Source organism: Actinoplanes sp. TFC3 (assembly GCF_001553785.1).
GTDB lineage: Bacteria > Actinomycetota > Actinomycetes > Mycobacteriales > Micromonosporaceae > Actinoplanes.
This window is the reverse complement of record NZ_LOJP01000001.1, coordinates 4,867,256-4,892,998: the sequence shown is the minus strand read 5'-3', so window position 1 is coordinate 4,892,998 and position 25,743 is coordinate 4,867,256. Positions and strand designations below refer to the sequence as shown.

Annotated in this window: 22 protein-coding genes; 13 read left to right on the top strand and 9 right to left on the bottom strand. The window is 70.3% G+C overall.

All coding sequences use genetic code 11. The annotated features are described in order from the left end of the window. Positions 1 to 17: 17 nt before the first annotated feature. A complete protein-coding gene (locus TFC3_RS22115) occupies positions 18 to 515 on the top strand; it encodes a DUF456 domain-containing protein (protein WP_067507245.1) in 498 nt (165 codons plus the stop codon). Between the two features lie 15 nt (positions 516 to 530). Here TFC3_RS22115 and TFC3_RS22110 read toward each other — a convergent pair whose 3' ends face one another. Both TFC3_RS22110 and TFC3_RS22105 read right to left on the bottom strand, forming a co-directional pair. Continuing rightward, positions 531 to 1,916: a D-alanyl-D-alanine carboxypeptidase family protein gene (locus tag TFC3_RS22110; RefSeq protein WP_067503162.1), complete on the bottom strand. Its 1,386-nt coding sequence runs from the start codon at positions 1,914 to 1,916 to the stop codon at positions 531 to 533. Then, positions 1,913 to 2,419 carry a hypothetical protein gene (locus TFC3_RS22105; protein WP_236718251.1) on the bottom strand — a complete coding sequence of 169 codons (507 nt, stop codon included), beginning with the start codon at positions 2,417 to 2,419 and terminating at the stop codon, positions 1,913 to 1,915. Before TFC3_RS22105 ends, TFC3_RS22110 begins: the two co-directional genes overlap by 4 nt. A gap of 237 nt (positions 2,420 to 2,656) precedes the next feature. On the opposite strand from TFC3_RS22105, the gene TFC3_RS22100 reads away from it, so the two are divergent. Then, positions 2,657 to 3,004: an Lsr2 family protein gene (locus tag TFC3_RS22100; protein ID WP_067503159.1), complete on the top strand. Its 348-nt coding sequence runs from the start codon at positions 2,657 to 2,659 to the stop codon at positions 3,002 to 3,004. Positions 3,005 to 3,310: 306 nt separating this feature from the next. Here the strand turns inward: TFC3_RS22100 and TFC3_RS22095 are convergent, their stop codons facing one another. The 4 genes from TFC3_RS22095 to TFC3_RS22080 all read right to left on the bottom strand — a co-directional run bounded on the left by TFC3_RS22095 (position 3,311) and on the right by TFC3_RS22080 (position 6,327). Beyond that, positions 3,311 to 4,186 (bottom strand): LLM class flavin-dependent oxidoreductase, encoded by an 876-nt coding sequence (locus TFC3_RS22095; RefSeq protein WP_082772220.1) that lies wholly within the window; start codon positions 4,184 to 4,186, stop codon positions 3,311 to 3,313. Between the two features lie 26 nt (positions 4,187 to 4,212). Beyond that, entirely contained in the window at positions 4,213 to 4,677 is a 465-nt protein-coding gene (locus TFC3_RS22090; protein WP_067503153.1) for a MarR family winged helix-turn-helix transcriptional regulator, read from the bottom strand. Between the two features lie 66 nt (positions 4,678 to 4,743). Then, positions 4,744 to 5,841 (bottom strand): PP2C family protein-serine/threonine phosphatase, encoded by a 1,098-nt coding sequence (locus TFC3_RS22085; protein ID WP_153040330.1) that lies wholly within the window; start codon positions 5,839 to 5,841, stop codon positions 4,744 to 4,746. Between the two features lie 84 nt (positions 5,842 to 5,925). Next, entirely contained in the window at positions 5,926 to 6,327 is a 402-nt protein-coding gene (locus TFC3_RS22080) for an ATP-binding protein (RefSeq protein WP_067503149.1), read from the bottom strand. 232 nt (positions 6,328 to 6,559) lie between these two features. Between TFC3_RS22080 and TFC3_RS22075 the strand changes: the two genes are divergently transcribed. Beyond that, on the top strand, positions 6,560 to 8,416 hold the full coding sequence (locus TFC3_RS22075) for a sigma-70 family RNA polymerase sigma factor (protein ID WP_067503146.1): 1,857 nt from the start codon (positions 6,560 to 6,562) through the stop codon (positions 8,414 to 8,416). 9 nt (positions 8,417 to 8,425) lie between these two features. After that, positions 8,426 to 9,430 (top strand): glucose-6-phosphate dehydrogenase (coenzyme-F420), encoded by a 1,005-nt coding sequence (fgd, locus tag TFC3_RS22070; RefSeq protein ID WP_067503143.1) that lies wholly within the window; start codon positions 8,426 to 8,428, stop codon positions 9,428 to 9,430. On the opposite strand, the gene TFC3_RS22065 is transcribed toward fgd, so the two are convergent. After that, positions 9,420 to 10,367: a glycosyltransferase family 2 protein gene (locus tag TFC3_RS22065; protein WP_067503140.1), complete on the bottom strand. Its 948-nt coding sequence runs from the start codon at positions 10,365 to 10,367 to the stop codon at positions 9,420 to 9,422. The genes fgd and TFC3_RS22065 overlap by 11 nt on opposite strands. Before the next feature lie 200 nt (positions 10,368 to 10,567). On the opposite strand from TFC3_RS22065, the gene TFC3_RS22060 reads away from it, so the two are divergent. Continuing rightward, positions 10,568 to 11,434: an LLM class F420-dependent oxidoreductase gene (locus TFC3_RS22060; protein WP_067503138.1), complete on the top strand. Its 867-nt coding sequence runs from the start codon at positions 10,568 to 10,570 to the stop codon at positions 11,432 to 11,434. After that, on the top strand, positions 11,431 to 12,087 hold the full coding sequence (locus tag TFC3_RS22055) for an HAD family phosphatase (protein ID WP_067503129.1): 657 nt from the start codon (positions 11,431 to 11,433) through the stop codon (positions 12,085 to 12,087). The genes TFC3_RS22060 and TFC3_RS22055 overlap by 4 nt, the downstream gene beginning before the upstream one ends. On the opposite strand, the gene TFC3_RS22050 is transcribed toward TFC3_RS22055, so the two are convergent. Then, positions 12,059 to 13,228 carry an FAD-dependent monooxygenase gene (locus TFC3_RS22050; protein WP_067503127.1) on the bottom strand — a complete coding sequence of 390 codons (1,170 nt, stop codon included), beginning with the start codon at positions 13,226 to 13,228 and terminating at the stop codon, positions 12,059 to 12,061. The two genes, TFC3_RS22055 and TFC3_RS22050, sit on opposite strands and share 29 nt — an antisense overlap. A gap of 78 nt (positions 13,229 to 13,306) precedes the next feature. Here TFC3_RS22050 and TFC3_RS22045 point away from each other — a divergent pair, with 78 nt between their 5' ends. Next, on the top strand, positions 13,307 to 13,945 hold the full coding sequence (locus TFC3_RS22045) for a TetR/AcrR family transcriptional regulator (RefSeq protein ID WP_236718250.1): 639 nt from the start codon (positions 13,307 to 13,309) through the stop codon (positions 13,943 to 13,945). On the opposite strand, the gene TFC3_RS22040 is transcribed toward TFC3_RS22045, so the two are convergent. Then, on the bottom strand, positions 13,929 to 16,523 hold the full coding sequence (locus tag TFC3_RS22040; RefSeq protein WP_067503121.1) for a glycoside hydrolase family 97 catalytic domain-containing protein: 2,595 nt from the start codon (positions 16,521 to 16,523) through the stop codon (positions 13,929 to 13,931). The genes TFC3_RS22045 and TFC3_RS22040 overlap by 17 nt on opposite strands. 306 nt (positions 16,524 to 16,829) lie before the next feature. On the opposite strand from TFC3_RS22040, the gene TFC3_RS22035 reads away from it, so the two are divergent. The 6 genes from TFC3_RS22035 (at position 16,830) to TFC3_RS22010 (ending at position 25,743) form a co-directional block, all read left to right on the top strand. After that, positions 16,830 to 18,509 (top strand): sodium:solute symporter family protein, encoded by a 1,680-nt coding sequence (locus tag TFC3_RS22035; RefSeq protein WP_067503118.1) that lies wholly within the window; start codon positions 16,830 to 16,832, stop codon positions 18,507 to 18,509. A 9-nt stretch (positions 18,510 to 18,518) separates the two neighbouring features. Next, positions 18,519 to 18,839 (top strand): hypothetical protein, encoded by a 321-nt coding sequence (locus TFC3_RS22030; RefSeq protein WP_067503116.1) that lies wholly within the window; start codon positions 18,519 to 18,521, stop codon positions 18,837 to 18,839. Between the two features lie 114 nt (positions 18,840 to 18,953). After that, positions 18,954 to 19,202 carry a hypothetical protein gene (locus tag TFC3_RS22025; protein WP_236718249.1) on the top strand — a complete coding sequence of 83 codons (249 nt, stop codon included), beginning with the start codon at positions 18,954 to 18,956 and terminating at the stop codon, positions 19,200 to 19,202. Between the two features lie 119 nt (positions 19,203 to 19,321). Then, positions 19,322 to 22,366 carry a M14 family metallopeptidase gene (locus TFC3_RS22020; RefSeq protein ID WP_067503114.1) on the top strand — a complete coding sequence of 1,015 codons (3,045 nt, stop codon included), beginning with the start codon at positions 19,322 to 19,324 and terminating at the stop codon, positions 22,364 to 22,366. Positions 22,367 to 22,455: 89 nt separating this feature from the next. Continuing rightward, complete coding sequence (locus TFC3_RS22015; RefSeq protein ID WP_067503111.1) at positions 22,456 to 23,949, top strand: alpha/beta hydrolase; 1,494 nt, start codon at positions 22,456 to 22,458, stop codon at positions 23,947 to 23,949. Positions 23,950 to 23,973: 24 nt separating this feature from the next. Next, positions 23,974 to 25,743 (top strand): ABC transporter ATP-binding protein, encoded by a 1,770-nt coding sequence (locus TFC3_RS22010; RefSeq protein WP_067503108.1) that lies wholly within the window; start codon positions 23,974 to 23,976, stop codon positions 25,741 to 25,743.

The following is a 25,743-nucleotide window of genomic DNA, read 5'->3' as shown; positions in this document are numbered from 1 at the left end:
ACGGCACGGTTGAGCCCATGGACCTCAGTGACAGCGGTACGACGGTCACGCTCATTGCGGGCATCGCGATGCTCGTCGGCGTGCTGGGCGTCGTCATCCCGGTGCTGCCCGGTCTGCTGCTGTGCTGGGCGGCAGTGCTGCTCTGGGCCCTGCTGGGCGATGCGGGCGGCGGCCGCTGGGTGGTGCTGGCCCTGGCCACGCTGCTCGCGCTGGCCGGCACGCTGATCAAGTATCTGTGGCCGGGTAAGCGGCTCAAGAACACCGGCGTGCCAACCACGTCGCTGCTCGCCGGGGGCGTGCTCGGGGTGATCGGCTTTTTCGTGGTGCCGGTCGTGGGGCTGGTGCTCGGCTTCGTGCTCGGGCTCTTCCTGGCCGAGCGGGTCCGGCTGGGCCCCGGGCAGGCGTGGCCGTCAACCCGGGCGGCGCTCGGCGCGGTGGGGCTCTCGCTGCTCGTCGAGTTCACCGCCGCGCTCGGCGTCGCCGCCATCTGGGTCGCCGGGCTGATCTGGGCCTAGGTTCTGGCGAGCCGGTCAGTAGAACGCTTGCGAGCGGCGGCGGGTGCGGCGACGCAGACGGCGGCGGCGCTGGGTCAGCAGGAGCAGCAGCGGGGCGGCGGCCAGCACCACGGCGACGACGGCCGCGACGGCCAGGGGGAAACGGGGGCCGGCGGCCGGCTGGGCCGCTGCGGGCGCCGGTTTGGTGGCGTCGGGTGAGGCTGCGGCCGGGGCGTCGCTCGCGGCGGTGGCCGTGCCGGTGGCGTCCTTGCCGTCCGGGGCCACCAGCTTGCCCACCGAGGCGTCCTTGGGCTGGGCGAAGCCCCAGTCGAGCAGCGCCGCGCCCTGCTGCCAGCCACGCAGCGGGGCCGCCTCGGCGCCGAGCAGGGTGGCAACCAGCCGGCGCCCGCCGCGCTGGGCCGCACCGACGTAGCTGTGCCGGGCCAGCTTGGTGAAGCCGGTCTTGCCGCCCAGCGCGCCCGGGTACGTGAAGATCAGCTTGTTCTCGTTCTGGATCTGGAACCCGCCCTTCTTCAGCTGCTTCTGCGCCGGGATCTGGGTGTTCCTGGTCAGCGCATACTTTCGGAAGTCGGGCTTGGCCAGCACGTCGCGGGCGATCAGGGCCAGGTCGTACGCGCTGGTGAACTGCCCGGGCCCGTCCAGCCCGGATGGCGTGACCGCATGCGTCTGGTACGCCCCCAGCTCCTTGGCCTTGGCATTCATCGCCGCCACCGTGCCCGGCACCCCGCCGGCACCGCCGCCGAGCCGGGCGAGCGCGTTCGCCGCCTCGTTGCCCGACTGCAGCAGCAACCCCAGCCACAGCGTGGCGATCGTGTACCTGCCACCCTTGAGCAACCCCACCGCCGAGCTGCCCGGCTCGATGTTCAGGTCCGCGTCGGTGACGGTGATCGTCTTCTTGGCGTCGAGCTTGTCCATGACCGTCGCCGCGAGCAGCAGCTTCTGCACGCTGGCGGGGGTGCCGTAGACGTGCGGGCCACAGGCGCCGAGCACCTCGCCGGTGTCCAGGTCGGCGACCAGCCAGCTGGTGGCGGTCAGGGCCGGGGGCTGCTTGGCGCCCGCGGGCACGACCAGCCCGTTGGTGTTCAGGTCGTCACCGCCGACCGCGCGCAGCACCGGGTCGTCCTTGGGCGGGGTGGGCCTTGCCGGACGCCCGGCCGGCGGCTGCACGTCCGGCTTCGGGCACGGCACCTCCGCCTTGCGCGCCGCAGCTTTCCCGGCCGTCGCGCCTTCCTGTAACGGCGCCGCGGCGTGGCCGGCGGATTGCAGCGCCGCGGCGTGCCGGGAGGCTGGTGGCGGCGCGGCGGCTGCGGGACCGGACAGGGCGCCGACAGCCAGGGCGGCAGCGGACAGGGCCGCGAGCGCGCGACGGCCGGACGGGGATGCGGTGAAGCCAGAACTCACGGCCAGAGGGCTCCTGCGGTCAAGCGGCGCTCCAGCAACTGCGCCAGGGAAACGGTTTCGCCATCGCCGCCGCCCGCCCCGACCACGAGCCGGGGGGTGCTGGGCGCCACGCTCGCTCCGGTGAAGCGGGCGCGCAGCGACGAGGGCACGGTCAGGATGTAGTAGCCGCCGTCCGACCCGACGGCCACCGAGCGGTTGGACTTGAGATACCAGCCTTGCAGGGTTGTGCGGAACGTGGAGTGCCCATCGAAGGAGATCGCTCGCAACGGGTGCGGGGCTAGACCGGTCCGGGCGGCCTGCCGGACGAAATCCGCGAGCAGCGCGCCCGCCTTCGCCGCTTCGGCGGCCCGGTCGGCCGCCAGCGCCGCTGCGTGCCCGGCCACGGCCTGCCGGCGCTGTGCCGGCCAATCCCGCGGCCCCGGCGCAGCCGCGTCAGCCTCGGACAGGACGGGGGATGGGCCAGGCGGGACGGCGTGCGAGGGGGCACGGTCGTCGGCGTCCATGGCGACGACCCTAACGGCATCCGGCGCCCAGTGCCCACCCGGCGGTGGGTACGCAGTTGCGGGCCATACCGGGCCCGCTGATTTGCCGCCAATAGTGGGCGCGCAATTCTGGTGATGGCGGTCGGCGTTAATTGGCTGGGCTCGCCGATATTCTGAGAAATTCGGCAGAACTGTTGCGCATACCGTGCCGCACAGGCCAGACTGAGCGCGTTCTTCGGATTCTTCTCAGGAGTCGTTATGGCGCGGCAGGTAATCACCACCCTCATCGACGACCTCGATGGAAAGCCAGCCGATCGCACGGTCGAGTTCAGTCTCGACGGCACGGCATACACCATCGACCTTTCCGAGGCCAATGCCGGCAAGCTGCGCAAGGCCCTGGATCCGTTCATCAGCGCGGGCACGCGAATCGGCCGCACCGGCGCGGCGCGAGTAGTGGGCCGGCCGGCTCCGGTGCGCACCGCGGGCAGCCGGGACGAAAACCGGCTGATTCGTGAGTGGGCGGCCGAGCACGGTCACCAGATCTCCGAGCGGGGTCGCATCCCGCAGAGTGTCAGCAGCGCCTATCGGGCCGCGCACGGCCGCTGAGCAGCGCACAACGCAATACCGTGGCCGGCCGGAAACGGCCGGCCACTTTGGTGAGCGGATCGGATGCCCGAGCTCGTCACCATTGTTGATCGGGTGGCCGCACGCACCGGTGGACGGGGATGTCCCCGCCGGTGCGGGCGGCCATTATTGCGTCGAAAGGCGGCCGATCGCGTGTCCGCCGATGCCTTACCGGGGGAGAGAATGAGCGAGGCGGGTACTACGCGATAAGGCTAGAACTTCTACGCGATACGCATCGTCCAACGTCGCTGCGTACCGGAAAGATTGCAGGGAGTGGCGGTAAGCAGTTCAGGAATCGCGGAGTTGCGCCAGCATGGTGGCAACAGTTTCCAGCACCTTCTCGTCTCCGGCGTACCAGCTGGACTCGCGCGGCCAGTGTGTGAGTACGTCGGTAAAGCCCAGTTCGCGTGCCCGGCCCACGGCATCTGCGAACGCTTCGGAACTGCTCAGCGAATACACCGGTGACGAGTCGAGATTGAGGTATCGGTCGACGCCGGTGCGGCCTGCACCGGCCAGTGCCGCGGTGAAGCGTTCACCGGTTTCGGCCACCGACTGCCACCACGCCCGCTCGTCCCCGGCGCCCTGCATGCCCGTGGTCACCCAGCCGTCACCGTGGCGGGCGGCCAGGCGCAGCGCCCGGGGCCCGTTGGCCGCCACGATCAGCGGCGGGCGCGGCTGCTGCACCGGGCCGGGCAGCGTCCGGGCGTCCACGGTGCGGTAGTAGCTCCCGTCGTACGAGACGTGGTCCTCGCCCATCAGCCGCCCGAACAGCTCGAGGAACTCGGCGAAGCGGTCCACCCGTTGCCGCGGGGGCAGCTCGGGCTCGCCGAACACGCCGGTGTCGAAGCCTGTCCCGCCGGCGCCCACCCCCAGCAGCAGCCGGCCGCCGGAGATGTCGTCGAGCGCCAGGGCCTCCCGGGCGAAATGCACCGGGTGCCGGAAGTTGGGCGAGGCGACGAAGGTCCCCAGACGCAGCCGGCTGGTGACCCCGGCGGCCGCGGTCAGCGTGGGGACCGCGTCGAACCACGGCCCGTCGACGAGGTCACGCCAGCCCAGGTGGTCATAGGTCCACGCGTGGTCGAAGCCGTATTCCTCGGCGCGACGCCAGCGGGGAGCGGCCCGGGACCAGCGCCGGTCGGGAAGGATCACGATGCCGATACGCACCGGGCGACCGTACCGGAAAAGGATCTTCAGGCGGTTCGCAGCCCGTCGGCGGGTTCCTCGGTGGCCGCGCTCGCGGCATCCTCGAAGGCGGCCAGCGACCGGACCAGCTCGATGCGCCGGGCGGGCGGCATCCGGTCGAGCACCTCGGCCAGCGCGGCACGGCGGCGCTCGCGCAGCTCATCGAGCAGGCGGCGGGCGGCCGGCGTGGGCAGCAGCCGCACCTCCCGGCGATCGCGGGGATCCGGTACGCGCCGCAGCAGCCCGGTGGCCTCCAGCCGGTCGCACAGCCGGCTGGCCGAGGACGGGACCACGTCGAGCATCTCGGCGAGCCGGCTCATGTTGACGTGGTCGTTGCGCGAAATGATGGTGAGCACCCGCAGCTGAGCCGGGGGTGTCGCCGGGGTCTGTGCGAGCCTGGCGTTCTCGAACACGCCCAGCAGCGAGTCCACCGTCGACTCAACTGCCGCGGCGATGTCTGTGGCGCGCTCCATGCCGATGCCCGTCTGAACGCAGGGACTGATTCGCCACCCCTACCCCCTGGGCGGGGATTTGATGCGTCATCGTCGCCAGTCAAAGCAAACAGTGACGGCGTCATCGTCGGGGTCCGACCCCCTGTGGTACTCCCGGAGGCTGCGCATCACCGTACCGACTGCCTCGGTGGCCGGCTGCAACCGCGTCCCGCGCAGCGCGCTCAGCAGCGTGGATTCACCGTACGGGGGTCGTCCGCCCGGACTGGCCGCGTGCACCCCGTCGCTGACCACGAGCAGCCGATCGCCCGGTGCGAGGGCGAAGGACTGGATCTCATAGCGGGTCTCGCCGAACATGCCCATCGGTAGCTGCTGCTCCAGGGTGACCGCGCGGACCTCACCTTCGCGGGCGATGATCGCGCGCGGCGACCCGGCGTCCACCGCCTGCACCGCCCCGCTGACCAGGTCGACCTCCAGCAGCAGGGTGGCGGGGCAGGCGGCGCCGCCGTAGCGGGCGTAAATGGCGTCGGAGGCGAGTTCGGCCTGTTCGACGATGCCGGCGCCGGAGCGGCGGGCGTTGCGCATGGCGTTGACGGCTACCGTGCTGAGCACCGAGGCGTCGAGGCCGTCGCCGTCGCCGTTGAGCACCGTCACGGTGAGCAGGTCCCCGCTCAACGACCAGTCGAAGTGGTCGCCGTGCACCGCGTACGCCGGTTCGAGCTGCCCGGCGATCAGGAACCGCTCGTCACCCAGCGAGCGGCCGGGCAGCAGTTCCCACTGCAGTTCGGCGGCCATGGTGAGGCGCTGGCGGCGGATGGCCCGGCGATAGCGGTCGGTGACCACGTCGGCGGCTCGCAGCGCTACCGCGAGTTCGTCGGCGGTGGCGCTGAGCTGGTCGACCGAGGCGTCGTCCGAGGCCTCGGCCGTCAGCACGCCGAGCCGTTCGCCCCAGACGGTCAACGGGAGGAAGGCCGTGCGGGCCTCGATGACCGGGCGCTGGCTGCCGAAGCACCGCTGCGCCGGGCCGGTCTCGAACCGCCGGGCCGGTTCGATCAGCGGCCACAGCCCGGTGAGGGTGAGATCGCCGAGCAGCACTTCCACACCGTTAATGCCGTAGTGGCGGCGCAGCTGCTCGGCCACCACCTCGGGCAGGCGATCGGGGGGAGCCGCGCGGAGCACTGTCCCCACGGCGGTACGACGGTCCGGCAAGCTACCCACTTTCTCGTTCGCGCCACGGCTTATTTGCCGTAGGGCAACGATGATAGGGGTTCCTCAGCGCGCTCCCGCGAACGCCTTCTCGAAGTGGATGAGGCTCCCGCGCCGGGGCGACGACTGCATCCGCACGTTCTCGCTGAGCGCCTTGATCAGAAACAACCCGCGGCCGTGCTCGCCGGCCGAGGTCGGCTCGTCGACCGCGTCGGCGTCGAAGCCCTCGCCGTTGTCGGCCACATCGATCGCGCACCGGTCCTCAGCCACGTCGAGACGCACCTCGATGGTGTCCGCACCCTCGGCGTGGCGCACCACGTTGGCGCACGCCTCGGTCAGCGCGATCTCGAGATCGTTGCCGATCTCCCGGTCCACCTGGAAGGTGTCCAGCGCGCACCGCAGCAACCGGCGCACCGCCGGGACGCTGTCGACCTCGCGCGGCAGGTTCAGATGAAGCGAAACGCGCATGCCGCCGACCCCTTCCGCTGACTCGTATGATCCTCGTCTGCCGATGGCGTTGATGTTCCCGGTCCGAGCCGGTGCTAACCATGGGTGCGGTTGGCATTGCCGTGTGCGAGGTGGTGAACATTTTCCCGAAGTTCCTGTTATCGCAGGCTAGGCGGGCCGTCTCCCTTCCCGTGGCCGGCGAAATCGCTGACGCGAGCAATGATCGATGCTCCACGGAGAGGCACTGACACCCATGGCGTTACAACCGGACACCGCGACGGTGGTTGCCGCGCGCGCAGGCGACGCGGCAGCCATCGACCGCCTGGTCGCCGGCTACCTGCCGCTGGTCTACACGATCGTCGGGCGCGCGCTGGACGGGCACGCTGACGTCGACGACGTCGTGCAGGACACCATGCTGCGGGTGCTGCGCAACCTCGGTGATCTGCGTGACCCCGAGGCGTTCCGGTCCTGGCTCGTGGCGATCACCGTGCGTCAGGTCCGGGAGCGTTACCGGGTACGCCGAGCCGCCCCCGACGCGCTGCTGCCCGACGACGTGCGCGACCCCGGCGCCGACTTCACCGACCTGGCGATCACCCGGCTGGAGCTGGCCGGGCAGCGCCGGGAGACCGCCGAGGCGACCCGCTGGCTCGACGAGGACAACCGCGAGCTGCTGTCGCTGTGGTGGCTGGAGGCCTCCGGCGAGCTGACCCGCGACGAGATCGTGGACGCCATCGAGGTGACCCGCCAGCACGCGGCCGTACGGATCCAGCGGATGAAGGGCCAGTTGGAAACCGCCCGCGTGGTCGTCCGGGCGCTCGAAGCCACCCCGATGTGCCCCGAGCTGCCGGCGCTGCTCAGCGACTGGGACCGGCGCCCGAGCCCGCTGTGGCGCAAGCGCATCGCCCGGCACACCCGCGACTGCCGGCAGTGCTCGCCCGCGTGGTCGGGCCTGGTCGCCGCGGAGAAGCTGCTCGCCGGCATGGCGCTCGTGCCGGTGCCCGCCTCGCTGGGCGCCGGGTTCACGATCGGCGGCGCGCACGTGGCTGGCGGTTCCGGCAAGCTGCTCGCCACCAAGATTGCGGTCAAGGGCACCGTCGGCGTCGGCCGGCGGGTGCTTACCGCGATGCTCGCCACCGGCGCGGTGGCCGGCGGCGGGGCGGCTGCGGTGGTCTACACCCACGACGACAAGCCGGCGGCGAACGCGGCTGTGATCACCACCGCGGCCCCCGAGCCGCGGCTGGCCCTGCCCGCATCCCCGTCGGCCGCCCCGAGTTCGGCGAAGCCCTCGAAGTCCCCATCGGTCAAGCCTTCGCCCAGCAAGACCACGAAGGCCCCGGCCAAGGCCCCCGTCCCGGTCCCACCGGCGTCCGCGTCGGCCAAGAAGGGCGTGGGCACCTGGCAGTTCAACGGGATCAAGGGCGCGCTCGACGACGTCGGCGCCGGGTGGTACTACAACTGGTCGCCCGGCAACGACTCGATGCCCGGCCCGGCCGACGTCGAGTTCGTGCCGATGATCTGGGGCAAGGCCAACGTCACGGCGGCCACGCTGAGCAAGGCCACCAGCGAGAGCAAGGGCAAGGTGCTGCTCGGCTTCAACGAGCCGGACATGGCGGGGCAGTCCAACATGAGCGTGGAGGACGCGCTCGCGGCCTGGCCCAAGCTGCAGGACACCGGGCTGCGGCTCGGAGCGCCCGCGGTGGCGTGGGGCGCCGACCAGGACGGCAAGTGGCTCGACCGCTTCATGAAGGGCGTCAAGGACAAGGGCCTGCGGGTCGATTTCATCCCGATCCACTGGTACGGCTCGGACTTCAGCGACGCCGCGGCCGGGCAGTTCCTCGGCTACGTCGAGGCGGTGCACAAGAAGTACAACCTGCCGATCTGGGTCACCGAGTACGGCCTGCAGAACTTCAACGGCAGCCCGAAGTACCCGAGCGCCCCGCAGGAAGTCGCGTTCATCAAGGCCACCACCAAGGCCCTGGAGTCCCGCTCGTACGTCGAGCGCTACGCGTGGTTCGGGCTGCCCGCCGTGGGCGACAGCGTGGACTTCGGCCTGTACACCGACGCCAGCACTCCCACCGAGGCGGGTAAGGCGTACAAGGCCGCGGGCTAGGCTCGGCAGATGATTCGGTTCGGGTACAAGGCTTCGGCGGAGCAGTTCGCCCCGCGCGAGCTGCTCCGCTACGGCATCGACGCGGAGCAGCACGGATTCGACTCGGTGTTCGTCAGCGACCACCTGCAGCCGTGGCGCCACGACGGCGGGCACGCCCCCGCCGCGTTGCCCTGGCTTGGCGCGCTCGCCACCAGCACCGAGCGGGTCCTGATCGGCACCAGCGTGCTCACCCCGACGTTCCGTTACCACCCGGCCGTGGTGGCGCAGGCCTTCGCGACGCTGGGCTGCCTGGCCCCGGGCCGGGTCATCCTGGGCGTCGGCTCGGGGGAGTCGCTCAACGAGGTGCCCCTCGGGTTGAGCTGGCCGGAGGGCAAGGAGCGCTTCGCCCGGCTCAAGGAGGCGGTCCAGCTGATCAAGCAGCTGTGGACCGAGGACCGGGTGAGCTTCGAGGGCCAGTTCTACCGCACCGAGCTGGCCACCATCTACGACAAGCCGGAGCAGCCGGTGCCGGTGTACATCGGCGCGTCCGGGCCGGCCGCCACCCGGCTGGCCGGGCGCATCGCCGACGGGTTCATCACCACCAGCGGCAAGGGCCATGAGCTCTACACCGACACCTTGCTGCCGGCGGTGAAAGAGGGCGCGGGCAAGGCCGGCCGCACGCTTGCCGACCTCGACCTGATGATCGAGGTCAAGGTGTCCTTCGACCCCGACCTCGAGCGGGCGCGCAACGACACCCACTACTGGGGTGCGCTGGCGCTGTCGCCGGAGGAGAAAACCGGCGTCGAGGATCCGATCGAGATGCAGCGCCGGGCCGACGCGCTGCCGGTCGACCGCACGGTCACCCGCTGGATCGTCTCGGCCGACCCCGAGGAGCACGCGGCCAAGGTCGCCGAATACCTCGACATGGGCTTCAAACACCTGGTGTTCCACGCGCCGGGCCCGGACCAGGACCGTTTCCTGCGCGTCTACGGCGAGGAGATCCTGCCCCGGCTGCGCGAGCGGGTCACGACGTAGCGCGATACGGGGTCTGGTCGTCCCAGCCCTGACCCTCGCCGCGGATCACCCGCAGATCGGTGCGGCGGCGGGGACGGGGAACGGCGTGCCGGCCGCTGGATTCCTGCGGCGGCACCGGCCGCAGGATCTGGCTCTCCGGAACCTCGGCGGCGCGCCCGGCCGGGCGACGGGGCCGCCGGCTCCAGCGCCGGAAATACTCGGTCAGCACGGTGCGCAGCACGCGCGCCGCCCCGGCCAGCGTGCGCCGCGGCCGGTAGCCGTGGATGCGGGGGTAGCCGACCGTGGCGACCTCGACCACGCGCAGCCCGCGGGTGGCCATCCGCACCGTGATCAGCGTTTCCACCTCCGGGCCGTCGCCCCAGGCGGGCCGGCCGCGGCGCAGGCCGGCGATCACCGGCGCGGGCAGGTCGAGCACCGGCAGCAGCTCCCGCCAGTACGCGTTGTAGCCGCAGCTCAGATCGGTGAAGCGGGTGTGGAACAGCAGGTTGACGGCGTGGCTGAGCGCGGCGTGGCCCCAGCGTTCGGCCGGCGCGGCGTCGCGGTGCTCGCCGCCATAGCGGAAGCGCGAGCCGTGGGCCGCCTCGGCGCCGGAGAGCAGCGCGTCGACGAAGCGCGGGATCTCGCCCGGGTCGGCCGAGCCGTCGGCGTTCAACGTGATCACGATGTCACTGGTGGCGGCGGCGAACCCGCAGGCGAGCGCGTTGCCCTTGCCCGAGCGGGTCTGGCGCACCACGATCACGTCGGGGCGTACCTCGCGGGCGACGGCGACCGTGTCGTCGTCGGAGCGCCCGTCCACCACGATGACCTCGTCAACGGGCGGCAGGTTCTCCAGCACGAGCGGAAGGTTGTGTTCCTCGTTGAGGGCGGGGATCACCACGGTCACGGTGGGTGACCAGAACGCGTGCGACGGGATCGAACGTCGCGGCGAGGGAGGCATGGCGGTGGCTCCTCGGGCGGCTGGGCAAATGCGGGGGCGGGACACAACTTACCAATCGGCTACTGACGGTCTACCACGCGGGCACGTTGTGCTTAACCGGTTCACCCATGGTCACGATCCACTACGGACGGTGATATAGGCCAGGGCTGCCCCGGTACGGGGATAGTGTTCGAGGTGATTTCCCATGGAGAGGACATCTCGTGAAACTGGGTCTGCACATCGCTGACTTCACGTGGCCCGACGGCTCAGCCCGGCTCGGACCGCGGCTGGCCGAGATCGTGTCCGCCGCCGACGAGGCCGGGTTCGAGCGGATCAGCGTCATGGATCACCTCTGGCAGATCTTCGGCAATCCCGAGGCCGAGATGCTGGAGGCGTACACCGCGCTCGGGTTCATCGCCGCGCACACCAAGCGGGCCAAGCTGCTCACGCTGGTGACCGGGGTGACGTACCGCGATCCCGGTCTGCTCGCCAAGGCCGTGACCACCCTCGACGTGCTGTCCGGGGGCCGGGCCATGCTCGGCATCGGCGCGGCCTGGAACGAGGAGGAGTCGCGCGGGCTCGGCTTGTTCTTCCCGCCGACCGCCGAGCGCTTCGAACGCCTGGAGGAGACGCTGCAGATCTGCCTGCGCATGTTCCACGGCGAAGAAGCGGCCTTCGAGGGCAAGCACTACCGGCTGGGCCGGCTGCTCAACCACCCGTTGCCGCTGTCCAAGCCGCACCCGCCGATCCTCATCGGCGGCGGCGGCGAGAAGAAGACGCTGCGTTTCGTGGCCAAGTACGCCGACTCGTGCAACCTGTTCGACAGCCCCGAGATCGAGCGCAAACTCGACGTGCTGCGCCAGCACTGCGAGAACGAGGGCCGCAACTACGACGACATCGAGAAGACCGCGCTGCTGCAACTCGATCCGGGTGAGAAGGGCGAGAAGGTCGACGAGATCCTGGCCAATGCCACCAAGCTGGCCCGGCTCGGCTTCACCATCGGGCACGGCATGATCCCCGGGGTGTCCGACCTGAGCAAGATCGAGATCATCCGGGACCAGGTCGTGCCGGCGGTCGAGAGCCTGTGAGGATCGAGGCGGTCGTCTTCGACCTCGACGGCGTCATCATCGACACCGAGGAGGTCTGGGAGGACGTGCGTCGCGGCTATGTCGCCGAGCACGGCAAGCAGTTCCTGCCGGACAGCCAGACCCGGATGATGGGCATGAGCACGCCGGAGTGGTCGGCACACCTGAGCCAGGAAGTCGGCGTCCCGCGCACGCCCGAGCAGGTTGCCGAGGACGTGCTCAAGCGGATGGCCGAGCGCTATCAGGCGGCCGTACCGCTGATTTCCGGTTCCGTGGCGGCGGTCCGCCGCATTGCCGAGCAGGTCCCGGTGGCGCTGTGCAGTTCCTCGGCCCGTCTGCTCATCGACCAGGTGTTGGAGAGCGCCGGGCTCACTGACGTGTTCGAGACAACGCTGTCCACTGAGGAAGTCGAGCGTGGCAAGCCGTTCCCGGACGCCTACCTCGAGGTGGCCCGGCAGTTGAAGAAGGACCCTGAGGTGTGCGCGGCGGTGGAGGACTCCAGCAACGGGCTGCGGTCGGCGGGTGCCGCCGGGCTCGCGGTGATCGCGATCCCGCACGGCATCTATCCGCCCGCTGACGACGCCCTGGCGCTGGCCGGCCTGGTGCTGCACGACCTGGACGAGCTGACTATCGACGCGGTGCAGAAGCTGCGCTGAGGTCGTAATCCGGCAGCTCGATGCGGGTCGCCCGTTCGGTGGCGATCCGCATCGTGAGCCGGATGATCAGGTTCTGGTTGTGCAGCCAGTTCCGCAGGCGCAGGCCGCTTGCGGTGCGAGGCGCAAGGAAGCGCCCGGCGGTGTCCCCGCCCTTCTGGGCCCGCCGGGCGAACCCCGCCAGCCGTCGCTCGTAGCGGGCGAACGCGGCCCGGTGGTCGCCACCGGCCGTGGCCAGCTCGCCCGCCAGTACGTACGCGGCGATCAGCGCTGTGCCGTTGCCCATCCCGCCGAGCGTCGCCCCGCAAGCGGCGTCGCCGATCAGCGCGATCCGGCCGGTCGACCACGGGGTGATGTCGACCCGGCAGATCTGGTCGAAGTAGAGGTCGCCGGCGGTGTCGAGGGCGGCCAGGATGCGCGGCACCTCCCAGCCCAGCCCGGCGAACTGCGCGCGGATGATCTGCTTCTGCGCCTCGGGATCACGCCGGTCGTAGCTCAATTCCGCAGGCGACGAGAACGCGATGAACGCCTGCCCGTCCCCGACCGACGCCAGCTTGCCGGGCACGTTGAGGCCCGCGCCCTCGCCGGTGCAGCCGGGCACGGCCCAGCCACCCAGGTAGTACCCCAGGTGCCGGACGTAGGCCGACTCGGCGCCGAACGCCAGCCGGCGCACCCCGGAGTGCACGCCGTCCGCGCCGATGACCAGGTCGAACGAACGCTGCGAGCCACCGGCGAAGGTGACCTCGACGCGATCGGGCAGCTCGCTCAGCGCCGCGACCCGGTCACCGAAGATCCACTCGGTGCGGTCCCCGGAGGCGGCGGCCAGGATCCGCGAGAGATCGCCGCGCCGCACCTCCAGCTCGCCACCGGCGAAGCCGGCGGGCATCTGCATCGTCGGCCGGCCGTGCTCGTCGACGAAGCGCATGGCGGTGCCGTGGGTCTGCACCTCGCGCAGCTGGTCGAGGATGCCCATGCGCGTCAGCAGGCCGAGGTGGACCGGGCCGCGGTAGTCGACGGCGCTGCCGCCGGTGCGCAGGGCCGGGGCTGCCTCGACCACCGCCGGCTCGAAGCCGTGATGGGCCAGCCAGTAGGCCAGGGCGGGACCGGCGAGGCCGGCGCCGGAGATGAGAACGGAGGTGGGCACGGTGAATCCCCCATAACTGTGTCCATGGGAAGCAGTTGTTTCTGTGTACGGTAGACGCAGTTATGGGAGGTGGCAAGAGTGGGCAAGCGCGGACCAAAGCCGGCGCTGAGTCTGACGGGGATCGCGGACGCGGGGATCGCGGTGGCCGACGCCGAGGGACTGGCCGCGGTGTCCATGCAGCGGGTGGCAGCCGAACTCGGCTACACCAAGATGTCGCTGTACCGGTATCTGCCCGGCAAGGCCGAACTGGTCGCGCTCATGCTGGAACAAGCCATCGGGGAGCCGCCCGAGCTGACGTCTCAGGGCTGGCGGGCGGGGCTGGAACAGTGGTCACGCAAGCTGCTGGAGCGCTACGTCGCGCACCCGTGGGCCATCGAGGCGACGGTGGGGCAGCGACCGCTGGGTCCGTACGAGATGAGCTGGATGGAAGTTGCCTTGAGCCGGCTGGAAGGGTTGCCGCTCAAGGGATCCGAGCGGCTGGACACCATTGCGACGCTGGCCGGGCACGGACGGATGCTGGCCCAGCAGGCGGCGTCGATGGTCGGCGAGGCGGAGATGACCCAGGCCATCGCGGCGATGTTGCGCGAGCACGGCGAACGGTTCCCGCACCTGATGGCGGCGATGGGGGAGGCCGGTCAGGGCGCGGGCCAGGCGTTCGAGTTCGGCCTGGCCCGCATCCTGGACGGGCTGGAGGCGCTGGTCAGCCGGCGCAGCTGAGCCGGGCGTCACCCCAGTCGGCGTGGTCGAAGTTCTTGCCGTCACCGCCGTCGGTTGCGCGCAATGTCAGGATCCGCACACCGGTGACATCAACATCAAGAGCCAGGGCAGGATCAGCGCTTCGCCGTACGCCCGAAGCCCCCAGAACCTGCCCGTCGTCGCCCAGCACCTGGAAATCAGCCGAGCCGGACTCACCCACCTCATCGTCGATGCCGACCTGGGCGGTGAACGACGTGCACGTGCCGCCCAGCCAGACCGTCACCTCGCCGGGGGCGTGCATCCCCAGCCCCTTGGCGTATACCGTGCCGCGGATGGTGAGCGGGTGACCGTCCCCGCCGGCCGCCTCGCCGTTGGAGCTGTCCCGCTCCACCGGCCCGTACCCGTTGGCCTCGCTGAGGAACGGCAGGTCGCTGATCGCCGCGGTGCCGCTGGGATCCGGCGGGGTCACCAGCGTGCGCACCGCCTGTTCGACGTGGACGGTCTGCGCGCCGGGCCGGTCGGGGTAACCCGAATCACCGGCGAAGGTGAACTCGGCGGCAACCGGCAGGTCCACGTAGCCGGGGGTGATGCCGGGGCCGGGCTGAAACGTCCATGTGCCGGTCAGCTTCTGGCCCGCCTTGAGGGTGGCGGCGCTCACGGTGGGACCGCTGACCGTCCAGCCTTGCGGGGCTTGGGGCTGCAGCCGTACCCCTCGCAGCGGACCACCGGCCGGAAGCGTGAAGACGGCCGTGACCACCGTGCCGGAGGCGGTGACCGTCAACGAGGTCGCGGGGACTTGGCGGACCGGCTCATCGCAGGTCGCCGAGCCGGTGTACTTGCACAGCACGGTTACGAACCCGCCGTTGGCCACCTCGGCAACGCTCAGCGTGTCACCGCGGCGCACGATCCGGCTCTCGCGCACCAGGCCGTGGTCGCCGTCGCGCAGCGTCTCGGCCAGGTAGCGCCCGCCCTTGAGAAAGTCCAGGTTGGCATCGACGGTGTGCGCGGCGACCGCGGAGATGCCACCCACGTACCAGCGGTCGTCGTGACGTCGCGCCACCACCGTCTCGGCTCCGGGCGCGCCGGTGAGCAGCCGCGACTCGTCCCAGGTGGTCGGCAGCCGGCTCAGCGTGCGCAGGGCCTCGGGGTGCGACTCGTAGGTCTCCGGCTTGTCGGCCAGGTGGGTCCAGCCCGATTCGTAGACCAGCGCCAGCGCGACCTCGTGCGCGTCGGTGGTGTCGCGGTCGGTGACCGCCCAGGTGACCGGCGTGTAGTCCATGCTGCCGGCCACGTTGCGGGTGTACGGGAAGATCGTGTTCTGCGCGGCCCGGGTGCGGAACTGCTCGGCGCCCCGGATGGCTTCCAGCGTCATCACGTGCGGCCAGGTGCGCTGGATGCCGCGCGGGATGGTGGCGCCGTGGAAGTTGACCATCAGGTGCTGATCCGCCGTGGCCTTCAGGATCGCGTCGTACCACTGGAAGCGGGCCTGGCTGTCGGAGTCCATGAAGTCGATCTTCAGTCCGGCAACGCCCCACTGCTTGAACCGCGGCAGCAGGGTGGCGCGTTCCTGCTCGGTGTCCAGGTCGGTCCAGTGCAACCACAACAGGACCTCGACGCCGCGCGCCCGGGCGTAACGCACAACCTCGGGCACCCATTGCGCCCTCCAGCCCTCATCGATCAGGACGAACGGCCAGCCGTTGCGCGCGGCGAAGTCGATGTACTGCCGCTGGCGTACCGGATCCGAGGGGCTGGCGTGCTCCGACAGCCAGGACCAGGCGACCATTCCCGGGCGCACCCACGAGGCGTCCGTGAGCTTCGAGGCCGGGGCCAGATCGTCAACCAGCATGGACCCGGTGACCGTCGCCAGGTCACCCACGACGGCCACCCGCCACGGCGTGGACAGCGGACCGGTCGCGCTGATCCGCGGGTCGGCCAGTTCGATCCGGTACGTCGCCTCGCCCGCTGTGTGCGTCAGGCGCGCCCCGTCATAGCGGCCGTCCACGTCGGACTCGGTCAGCAGGGCATAGGTGGTCCCGACCCGGAACAGCGAAGGGAACCCGTAGTCCCCGGTAGCCGCGGCGCCGGCCGTCGTCGGGACCCGCGGCTCCTCGTAGTTCGGCGTGTACGGCAGCAGCCAGGCCGGTGCGTCCACCGGCACCGACCACGACGACGCCTCCCCGGTCACCGTGGCCGCCGACGGCAGCACGTACCGGTAGGCGGCCCCCTCAGCGGAAACCCGGACAACCACCTTGAGCTGCTGGAAGTCGAGCGTGGATTCCTTGAGCGTGACGTCGCGTTCGAGCTGCTTGCCGGTGGTCCGGGTGTAGCGCTCGCGGACCGTACGGTCGGTGCGGGACTTGAACGTCAGCCCGGTGCTGAGGTCGGCGGTCGTGGTGGTCAGCCCGATCGGGGCCGGGGCCAGCACCGCGCTGCCCTGCCGGTCGACGCCGAAGCTGAGCCGGCCGGTGTCGTCGAGGACGAGCCGGGCGGTGACCGCACCGCCCGGCCCGTTTACCGTCCATGACGTCGCCGCTTGAGCCGGGCTGGCGCCCACCGCAGCGATCGGCGCAACCAGAAGTGCGATACCCAGTAGCCGCATGTCATGGACATTAACTGATATCTATTCGAGGCGCTTCAGTTCCGGGTGCGGGCCCGCGGTCAGCCCGCAGCGTGACGTGCGGGCTGCCGCGGATGTGGGTGGCTGCGGAGTTGCGGCCTGCGCGGGAACTGGCGCCGCGAACGCTGCGGCGAGCGCCGCGAGGAGGACAATGCTCATCGACCTTATTCGATAAGATCGGGCGGCTGAGGTGGGGCGGAAACCTCAAGTTTTCTCCTGGTGGGGACAATCAGGTGTGAGGGATCTTCAGCTCGGGTAAGCCGCGCGGCACATGCACAGGAGGTGCCCATGGGCGTCGTACTCGCGGCCGAAGGGCCCGGGCTCAGGCTCGATCTGGACTTTTTCGACTACATGATCCTCGTGATCTACTTCGCGACGGTCCTCGGCGTCGGATTCGCCGCCCGCAGGGCCATCAAGACCAGCTCCGACTTCTTCCTGTCGGGCCGCTCGATGCCGGCCTGGGTGACCGGCCTCGCCTTCGTCTCGGCGAACCTGGGCGCGCTGGAGATCATCGGCATGGCCGCCAACGGCGCCCAGTACGGCCTGATGACCCTGCACTACTACTGGATCGGCGCCGTGCCGGCCATGGTCTTCCTCGGCATTGTGATGATGCCCTTCTACTACGGCTCGAAGGTGCGCAGCGTCCCGGAGTTCCTGCGGCTGCGCTTCAACCGCCCGACGCACTGGCTCAACGCCTGGATCTTCGCGATCGCTCAGGTGCTGATCGCCGGCGTCAACCTGTACGCCCTGGCGCTGATCCTGGACGCGCTGCTCAACTGGCCGCTGTGGCTGTCAATCGTGATCGGCGCGGCGATCGTCCTGTTGTACATCGGTATTGGCGGTTTGTCCTCGGCGATCTACAACGAGGTGCTGCAGTTCTTCGTGATCCTCGCCGGTCTGCTGCCGCTGACGATCGTCGGCCTGGTCAAGGTCGGCGGCATCGACGGGCTGTTCGACGCAGTCCGCAACAGCGATCTCGGCGACGCGGCGCTGCATACCTGGCAGGGCACGGCGAACGCGGACAACCCGCTGGGCGCCAACTGGATCGGCATCGTGTTCGGCCTGGGCTTCGTGCTTTCGTTCGGCTACTGGACGACCAACTTCGCCGAGGTGCAGCGGGCGCTGTCGGCAAAGAACATGAGCGCGGCCCGTCGTACCCCGATCATCGGCGCCTTCCCCAAGCTGCTGATCCCGATCGTCACGGTCATCCCGGGCCTGATCGCCATCATCACGGTCAAGGGGCTGGGCGCCAAGACCGGCGACCTCACCTACAACAACTCCATCCCCCTGCTCATGCGTGACCTGCTGCCCAACGGTGTGCTCGGCGTCGCGGTGACCGGCTTGGTGGCCTCGTTCATGGCGGGCATGGCGGCCAACGTCAGCGGCTTCAACACCGTGTTCACCTACGACATCTGGCAGTCCTACATCCGCAAGGGCCGCTCGGACGACTACTACCTGCGCGTCGGCCGGTGGGCCACCGTCGGCGGCATCATCATCAGCATCGGCACCGCGTTCATCGCCTCGGGTTACGACAACATCATGAACTACATCCAGGCGTTGTTCTCGCTGATCAACGCGCCGCTGTTCGCGACGTTCATCGTGGGCATGTTCTGGAAGCGGATGACCCCGTGGGCGGGCTTCTTCTCGCTGCTGCTGGGCACCCTGTCCTCGCTCACGCTGTACCTGCTGTACCTGGGCGACGTCGTGACGTTCAACTCCGACCTGGAGGAGAGCTTCTGGGGTGCCGGACTGGCCTTCGTCACGGCCGTGGTGGTGGCCGTGGTGGTCACGCTGTTCACCAAGCCCAAGCCCGACAACGACCTGCGTGGCCTGGTGTACGGCCTGGCCGGCAGCTCCACCTCCGGCGAGGTCGTGCTGGCCGCCGACAAGGTCTGGTGGCGCAACCCGGCGCTGCTCGGCGGCATCGCCGTCGTGCTCGCCTTCCTGCTGTACATCCCGGTGTGGTGAGGAACTGACATGGCTGAGGACAACCGCCCCCACGACGAGCTGATCGACCAGGGCGAGGAGTTGCAGCAGGCCTCCGCGGCGGCCCGGCTGTTCGACGTGCGCCGGGTCATCGGTGGGCTGTTCGTGGTGTACGGCATCATCGTCACGCTGCTCGGGCTCTTCGACTCCAGCTCGGAGATCGACAAGGCGCAGGGCGTGCGGATCAACCTCTGGATGGGCCTGGCGATGCTGGCCCTGGGCGCGTTCTTCCTGGTCTGGCAGTGGCTGCGCCCGGCCGAGGGGCCCAGCAAGGAGGACCTGGCCGCCGAAGATGCTCCCCGCGGCCACTGATCAGCAACCGGCCACGGCCGTTTGATGGAGAACCCGGTGCGGACCGGGTGCAGCTCGGTTGCACAGCATCCCCATACCTTCCAGTGGGGGTGCCGTGCTTCCGATACTCAGGGCATGGAACCCCTCGCCTCAGTAAGCCTGGCCAGCGGAGCCTCGCAGCGCTCCCCCGGCTGGCAGATGCAGCTTCGTGTTGACTACGTCGTCAACAAGGTCATGCAGACGCACCGCGGGCAGTCCGAGGATGCCGTCCGCCAGGCCATCCAGGATCAGCTCCGCAGCGTCGGCGTGGTGCCGAACGGCCGGCAGGTCGCCCAGTACGCGGCGGTGATCAGCCAGCTCCCGCTGCTCCCGCCGAACAATTGACACCCGACATCCCCCGCTCATAGCCGTCCCGAGCGGGGGATATCGGACGCGATGCTTGACAGGGTCTCGGCTTGGCCGGGAAGGTCCAAACACGACCTTCCCATCCATGGAGGCTCTACATGTCACCAGCCCGCTGGGCGACCGCCTGCGCGCTCTCGTTCGTGACCGCGGCCGCCGCGGTCCTGCCCGGGATCGCACCGGCCGCCGCGGCTCCACCCGACGAGACTTTGGGCGTGTATGTCGGCACCCTCGACGCCACGCAATTCGCACGGCTGCGCGCCGCAGGCGTCGACGCCGATGAAACCCCCGTGTCCGCGGCCGGCAACGGCAAGATCAACGTTGAGACCATCATCAGCTCGCAGCAGGCAGCCGCGCTCGTGCGCGCCGGCGTGCCGCTGACGGCCAAGGCCACCACGGCCCGGATGCGGGCCAAGGCCGCAGCCGCCCCCACGGTGTTCCGGCCGTACAACAGCAAGGGCGGCATCCGGGAGGAGCTGGCAGCCACCGCCGCGGCCAACCCGCGCATCGCCAAGCTGGAGACGATCGGCACGTCGCTGCGGGGGGTGCCGATCCAGGGCGTCAAGCTGACCCGCGATGCCCGTACGGTGCCCGACGGCCGCCGCCCGGCGGTGCTGTACATGGGCAGCCAGCACGCCCGGGAATGGATCACCCCGGAGATGACGCGGCGGCTGCTGCACTACTTCGTCGACGGGTACGGCAAGAACCCGGAGATCACCAAGCTCGTGAACACCACCGAGCTGTGGTTCGTACCGGTGTCGAATGTCGACGGTTATGACTTCACCTTCACCGAGGGCAACCGGCAGTGGCGCAAGAACCTGCGCGACGTCAACGGCGACGGCAGGATCACCACCGGCGACGGGGTGGACCTCAACCGCAACTTCCCCTACAAATGGGGCTACGACAACGAGGGTTCCTCCGACGACCCGGCCAGCGAGACCTACCGCGGCACCGGGCCGAAGTCCGAGCCGGAGACCAAGGCGTTCGACGCGTTGTTCCGCCGGGTCGGCTTCGAGTTCCTGATCAACTACCACTCGGCCGCCGAGCTGCTGCTCTACGGCGTGGGCTGGCAGGTGGCCACGCCGAGCCCGGACGACGAGATCGCCATCGCGCTGGCCGGCGACGACGCGCACCCGGCGATTGCGGGCTATGACCCGGACATCTCCGCCGAGCTGTACACCACGAACGGCGAAACCGACGGGCAGGCGCAGGTCCGCTACGGCACCATCGCGTTCACGCCCGAGATGAGTACCTGCGCCACCGCCTCGGACCTGGACCCCACCGACCAGTGGGACGCCAAGGACTGCGCGAGCGTCTTCACCTTCCCCGACGACGAGAAGCTGATCCAGGGCGAGTTTGAGAAGAACGTGCCGTTCGCGCTGTCGGTGGCCAAGTCGGCGCGCACCCCGGACAACCCGGTCTCCTCGGTGGGCCGCACCGCCCCGGACTTCCGGGTGGACGGGTTCGATGTCTCGTACGGCTCGGACCAGCAGGTAGCGGTCACGGCCAAGCGCCGCCTCGGGCCGGTCACGCTGCACTACTCGATCAACGGCGGCCGGGCGAAGACCGTGCGGACCAAGGAGTGGCGCGGCGGTGAGCGCTACGGCGACGGCATGGACAAGTACTACGCCGAGCTGCGCGGCAAGGTGAGCCGGGCCCGCCCCGGTGACAAGGTCAAGGTGTGGTTCACCGCACGCCGGGCCACCTCGTCGAGCTTCACCTACACCGTCAACACCAAGATCGGCGGGGACGTGCTGGTGCTCGCGGCCGAGGACGTCACCGGCACCTCGCCGGACGCCACCGACGGGGCGACCAGCGCCCGCTACGCCGACGAGTACGTGGCCTCGCTGCGCAAGGCCGGTAAGCGGGCCGACGTGTACGACCTCGACACCCACGGTGGCAAGGCGCCGCACCCGCTGGGAGTGCTCTCGCACTACAAGGCGGTCGTGTGGGAGACCGGTGACGACGTCATCCCGCGGGTGAAGGGCCAGCCGGCCGGCACCCTGGCGCGCGCCGCGGTGGACACCGAGCTTGCCGTGCGCGACTACCTCAACGAGGGCGGCAAGCTGCTCGAAGCCGGCCAGTACGCCGGGTACGCCGAGGGCACCAACGGCGGCTACGCGTACCTGCCCGAGGGGCCGGGGGAGTGCGCCGCGGCCAACAGTGCCGCCTGCCTGCCGCTGCTCAACGACTTCCAGCAGTACTGGCTGGGTGCGTACTCCTACGTTGACAACGGCGGCAGCGCCCCCGGCGGCACGCCGTACCCGGTGACCGGCACGCAGGGCAAGTTCGCCGGGTTCACCGGCACCCCGTCCGCCGGGCACACCGCATCGTTCCTGTCCACCTCCAGCTTCCTGCCGCCGGCGCAGTTCCCGCAGTTCAAGAGCGCGGCGCCGCTGGACTGGAAGCTGCCCGGCGCCCAGCCCTACGACCCGTACGACGGTAGCTGGTACGTCTGGAGCGAGCAGGCCGACTCGGCGTACAAGCGGCTCACCCGCACTGTCGACCTGAGCGGGGCCACCAGCGCGGCACTGACGTTCCAGACCTCGTTCGACACCGAGGCGGGCTGGGACTTCCTGTTCGTCGAGGCGCACGAGGTGGGCACCGACAACTGGACCACGCTGCCCGACACCGGCGGCTTGACCAGTACGAGCACCGGCGACAGCTGCGCCGCGGGGATCGCCGGACTGCACCCGTTCGTGGCCCACTACCAGGGCGCGGACTGCTCCTCGACAGGCACGACCGGCACCTGGAACGCGGCGAGCGGCAACAGCGGGGGCTGGAAGCAGTTCACCGCCGACCTGTCGGCGTACGCGGGTGAGCAGGTCGAGCTGTCGATCTCGTACATGTCGGACTGGGGTACCCAGGGTCTCGGGGTGTTCCTGGACGACGCCCGGGTGGAGGTCAACGGCACCGTGGCCGCGCAGACGTCGTTCGAGAGCGACCTCGGTGGCTGGACGGTGGCCGGCCCGCCGCCGGGCACCGGGGCCAACAGCAACGACTGGACCCGCAGCCAGCTGGCGTTCGACTCGGGCGCCGGGATCACCACCGCCGACACCGTCTACCTGGGCTTCGGCCTGGAGACGCTTACCACGGCGCAACGCGACGATCTGGTGCGCCGCGCGTTGAAGCACCTGAAGGTGTAGGAAATCAAGGAACGGTAGTGGGCGCCGCGTGCCAGGGGTAGACCTCAAGGCGCGCGGCGCGCTGCCGTGCAGGGCGGAGATTAATCGCGGTGCGCGCAACCACCCGGCCGATCCTGGCCGCGTTTCTTGCTGTTCTGGCCACGGTGGTTGGGGCCACCCCTGCTGCGCAGGCGTCGCGCGGGGGTGATGCGCTGACCTGGAAGCCGTGCGCGGAGGACAAGACGGCGCAGTGCGCCACTCTGGCCGTACCGGTGGACTGGTCGGACCCTTATGGTCCGCGCGCGTCGGTCGCGCTCGCCCGGCGCCCAGCCACCGATGCGAAGGCGCGGTTGGGCACGTTGATCGTCAATCCCGGCGGACCGGGCGGCTCGGGCGTCGACTTCGCGCTGGACAGCGACTACTTCTTCAGCCCGCAGGTGCGCCGGCGCTTCGACATCGTCGGCTTCGACCCGCGCGGCGTTGCCCGCAGCAGCCCGGTGGTGTGTTCGGCGTCGTTGCTGGCCGCCGGGCCGTCGATGATGATCTCCACGGCTCGCCTGTACGACCAGAATGTCGCCTACAACCGCAAGCTCGCCGCCGACTGCTTGCAGCGCAGCGGCCCGCTCTTCGGCCACAGCGACACCATCAGCGTCACCCGCGACATGGACGCCATCCGCGCCGCGCTGGGTGAGCAGACGATCAGCTTCTACGGTGCCTCCTACGGCACCCTGCTGGGCGCGCAGTACGCCGAGCGCTACCCGCAGCGCGTCCGCGCCCTCGTGCTGGACAGCGTGATGAACCACAGCGGCGACACCGCCAGCTTCCTCGCCGACCAGACGGCGGCCGCGCAGGATTCCTTCGATCAGTTCGTGGCCTGGTGTGATCGCAGCACCTCGTGCGCGCTGCACGGCGAGGACGTGCGCTGGGTGTGGCGGGCGCTGCTCAACCGGGCCCGGCGCGGCGTGCTGCGCGACCCGTACGACCCCAGTTTCCGCCCCGGCGAGCTCGACCTGCTGCAGGTCGCGTTCAGCTCGTTCTACGACCCGCAGTGGTACTCGCTGGCCTTCTACCTCAAGGAGGCGCTCACCCCGGTCGCCGGTCGCCGGCCCAAGCTGACGATCACCGAGGCCGAGAACAGCTTCCCGGCGGTGTTCTGTGACGACTGGGCGGTGCCGGTGGCGGGCTGGCCCGACCTGCGGGGCAAGCTGGCCTCGCTGGCCCGCGCGCACCGGGACATGCCGGTGTCGCCGCTCGGGCTGACCTCGGTGGCGAGCTGCCTGGGCACACCACTGCCCCCCGACAACCCGCAGCGGCGGCTGGCCCCGGCGAAGACCGGCCCGGTGCTGCTGATCAACTCGGCGCACGACCCGGCGACGCCCTACGCCTGGGCCCGCTCGGTGGCCGAGCAGCTCGGGCCGAAAGCGACGCTGGTCACGTACCAGGGCTGGGGCCACACCGTGTACGGCCGCAGCTCCTGCGTGAACGCCCTGGTCGACCGCTATCTGCTCACCGTGCAGGCCCCGGCCGCCAAGGCTTCCTGCCCGGGGGTGGAGCCGTCGCCGGGCGGGGTCGGCGGCATCTCCCGGCGACCGGAGTATCGTTAGCCTGGCTAATAACCAGGAGGCCCCTTGACCCGTCGCGCGCCCCGGGCGTCCATCGACCCGGACACCGGCAAAACCTGGCTGCGACGGGCGATGCCCCTGGTCAAGGCCCACCGGGCGCTGCTGGCCACCTCGCTGCTGATGTCGTTCGCGGGCCTGGTCGTGCAGGTGCAGATCCCGAACCTGCTGCGCATCGGCATCGACAAGGCCATCGTCGAGCGCACCGCGCAGTTGTCCACGTACGTGTGGTGGATCGCCGGCCTGGCCCTGCTCCAGGGCTTGATCAACTATCTGGCCCGGCTCTACCTGCTGCGCACCGCCTACGAGATCGAGTACGACCTGCGTAACATCGTGTACTCGCACCTGGTCCGGATGCCGTTCGGCTTCTTCGACAGGGTGCAGTCCGGCGAGCTGATGTCGCGGTCGAGCTCGGACATCCGGGCCGTGCAGATGTACCTGTCGTTCGGCCCGTCGATCCTGGTCCAGTGCCTGATCGCGGTGGTCGCCTTCGGGCTCATGCTCAGCATCAACGTGCCGCTGGCGATCGTCGCGATGGTCACCATGCCGGTCATCGGGTTCCTCGGCGTGGGCATGCGCAAGGCCATCTTCCCGGTGTCCTGGCTGATCCAGGCGCGGCTGGCGCAGATGGCCACCATCGTCGACGAGAACATCCAGGGCGTGCGGATCGTCAAGGCGTTCGCCGCCGAGGGACGTCAGCTGCGCTCGCTGGGCGAGTCGGCCGACCGGATCCGCTGGGCGTATCTGCAGGACGCGCGGATCCGCAGCCGGTGGACGCCGGTACTGGACAACCTGCCGCGCCTCGGGCTGGCGCTGGTGCTGCTGGTCGGCGGGCTCATGGTGCTGCACGGCGGCACCACGGTCGGCACGATCGTGGCGTTCAACTCCTACGTGCTGATGCTCCAGCCGCCGTTCCGCCTGCTCGGCATGATGATCATGCTGGGTCAGCGGGCCTCGGCCTCCGCCCGGCGCATCTACGAGATCCTCGACACCCCGAGCGACGTGGTGGACGCCCCGGCCCCGGTCGACGCCGCGTTGCGGGGTGCGGTGCGCTTCGAGGCGGTCAAGTTCTCGTACCCGAACGGCACGCTCGCCCTCGACGGCCTCGACCTGCACATCCACGCCGGCGAGACGGTGGCCGTGGTCGGCGCCACCGGCAGCGGCAAGTCCACGCTGGGCCGGCTGCTCGCCCGGTTCTACGACGTCAGCGCGGGCCGGGTGACCATCGACGGCCACGACGTGCGGGAGCTGCGCCTGGCCGCCCTGCGCGCGCAGGTCGGCATCGTGCCCGACGAGCCGTTCCTGTTCTCACTGTCGATCCACGACAACATCGCGTACGGCCACCCCGGCGCCGCCCGCGACGAGGTCATCGACGCCGCCCGTGCAGCCGGGGCCGACGAGTTCGTCCGCGCGCTGCCCGAGGGCTACGACACCGTGGTCGGCGAGCGCGGCTACACCCTGTCCGGCGGTCAGCGTCAGCGCCTCGCCATCGCCCGCGCGCTGCTGGTCAACCCCCCGGTGCTGGTGCTCGACGACGCCACCAGCGCTGTCGACGTCACCGTCGAGCAGGCCATCCACGCCTCCCTGAGCGCCCGGATGCGGGGGCGCACCACGCTGATCGTCGCGCACCGGCTCTCCACCATCGGGCTCGCCGAACGGGTGATCCTGATGGCGGCCGGCCGGGTCGTCGCCGACGGCACCCACGAATCCCTGCTGGCGAGCGAGCCGCGCTATGCCCGCGTGCTGGCCACCGAGCTCGACCAGGAGGTAGCGCCGTGA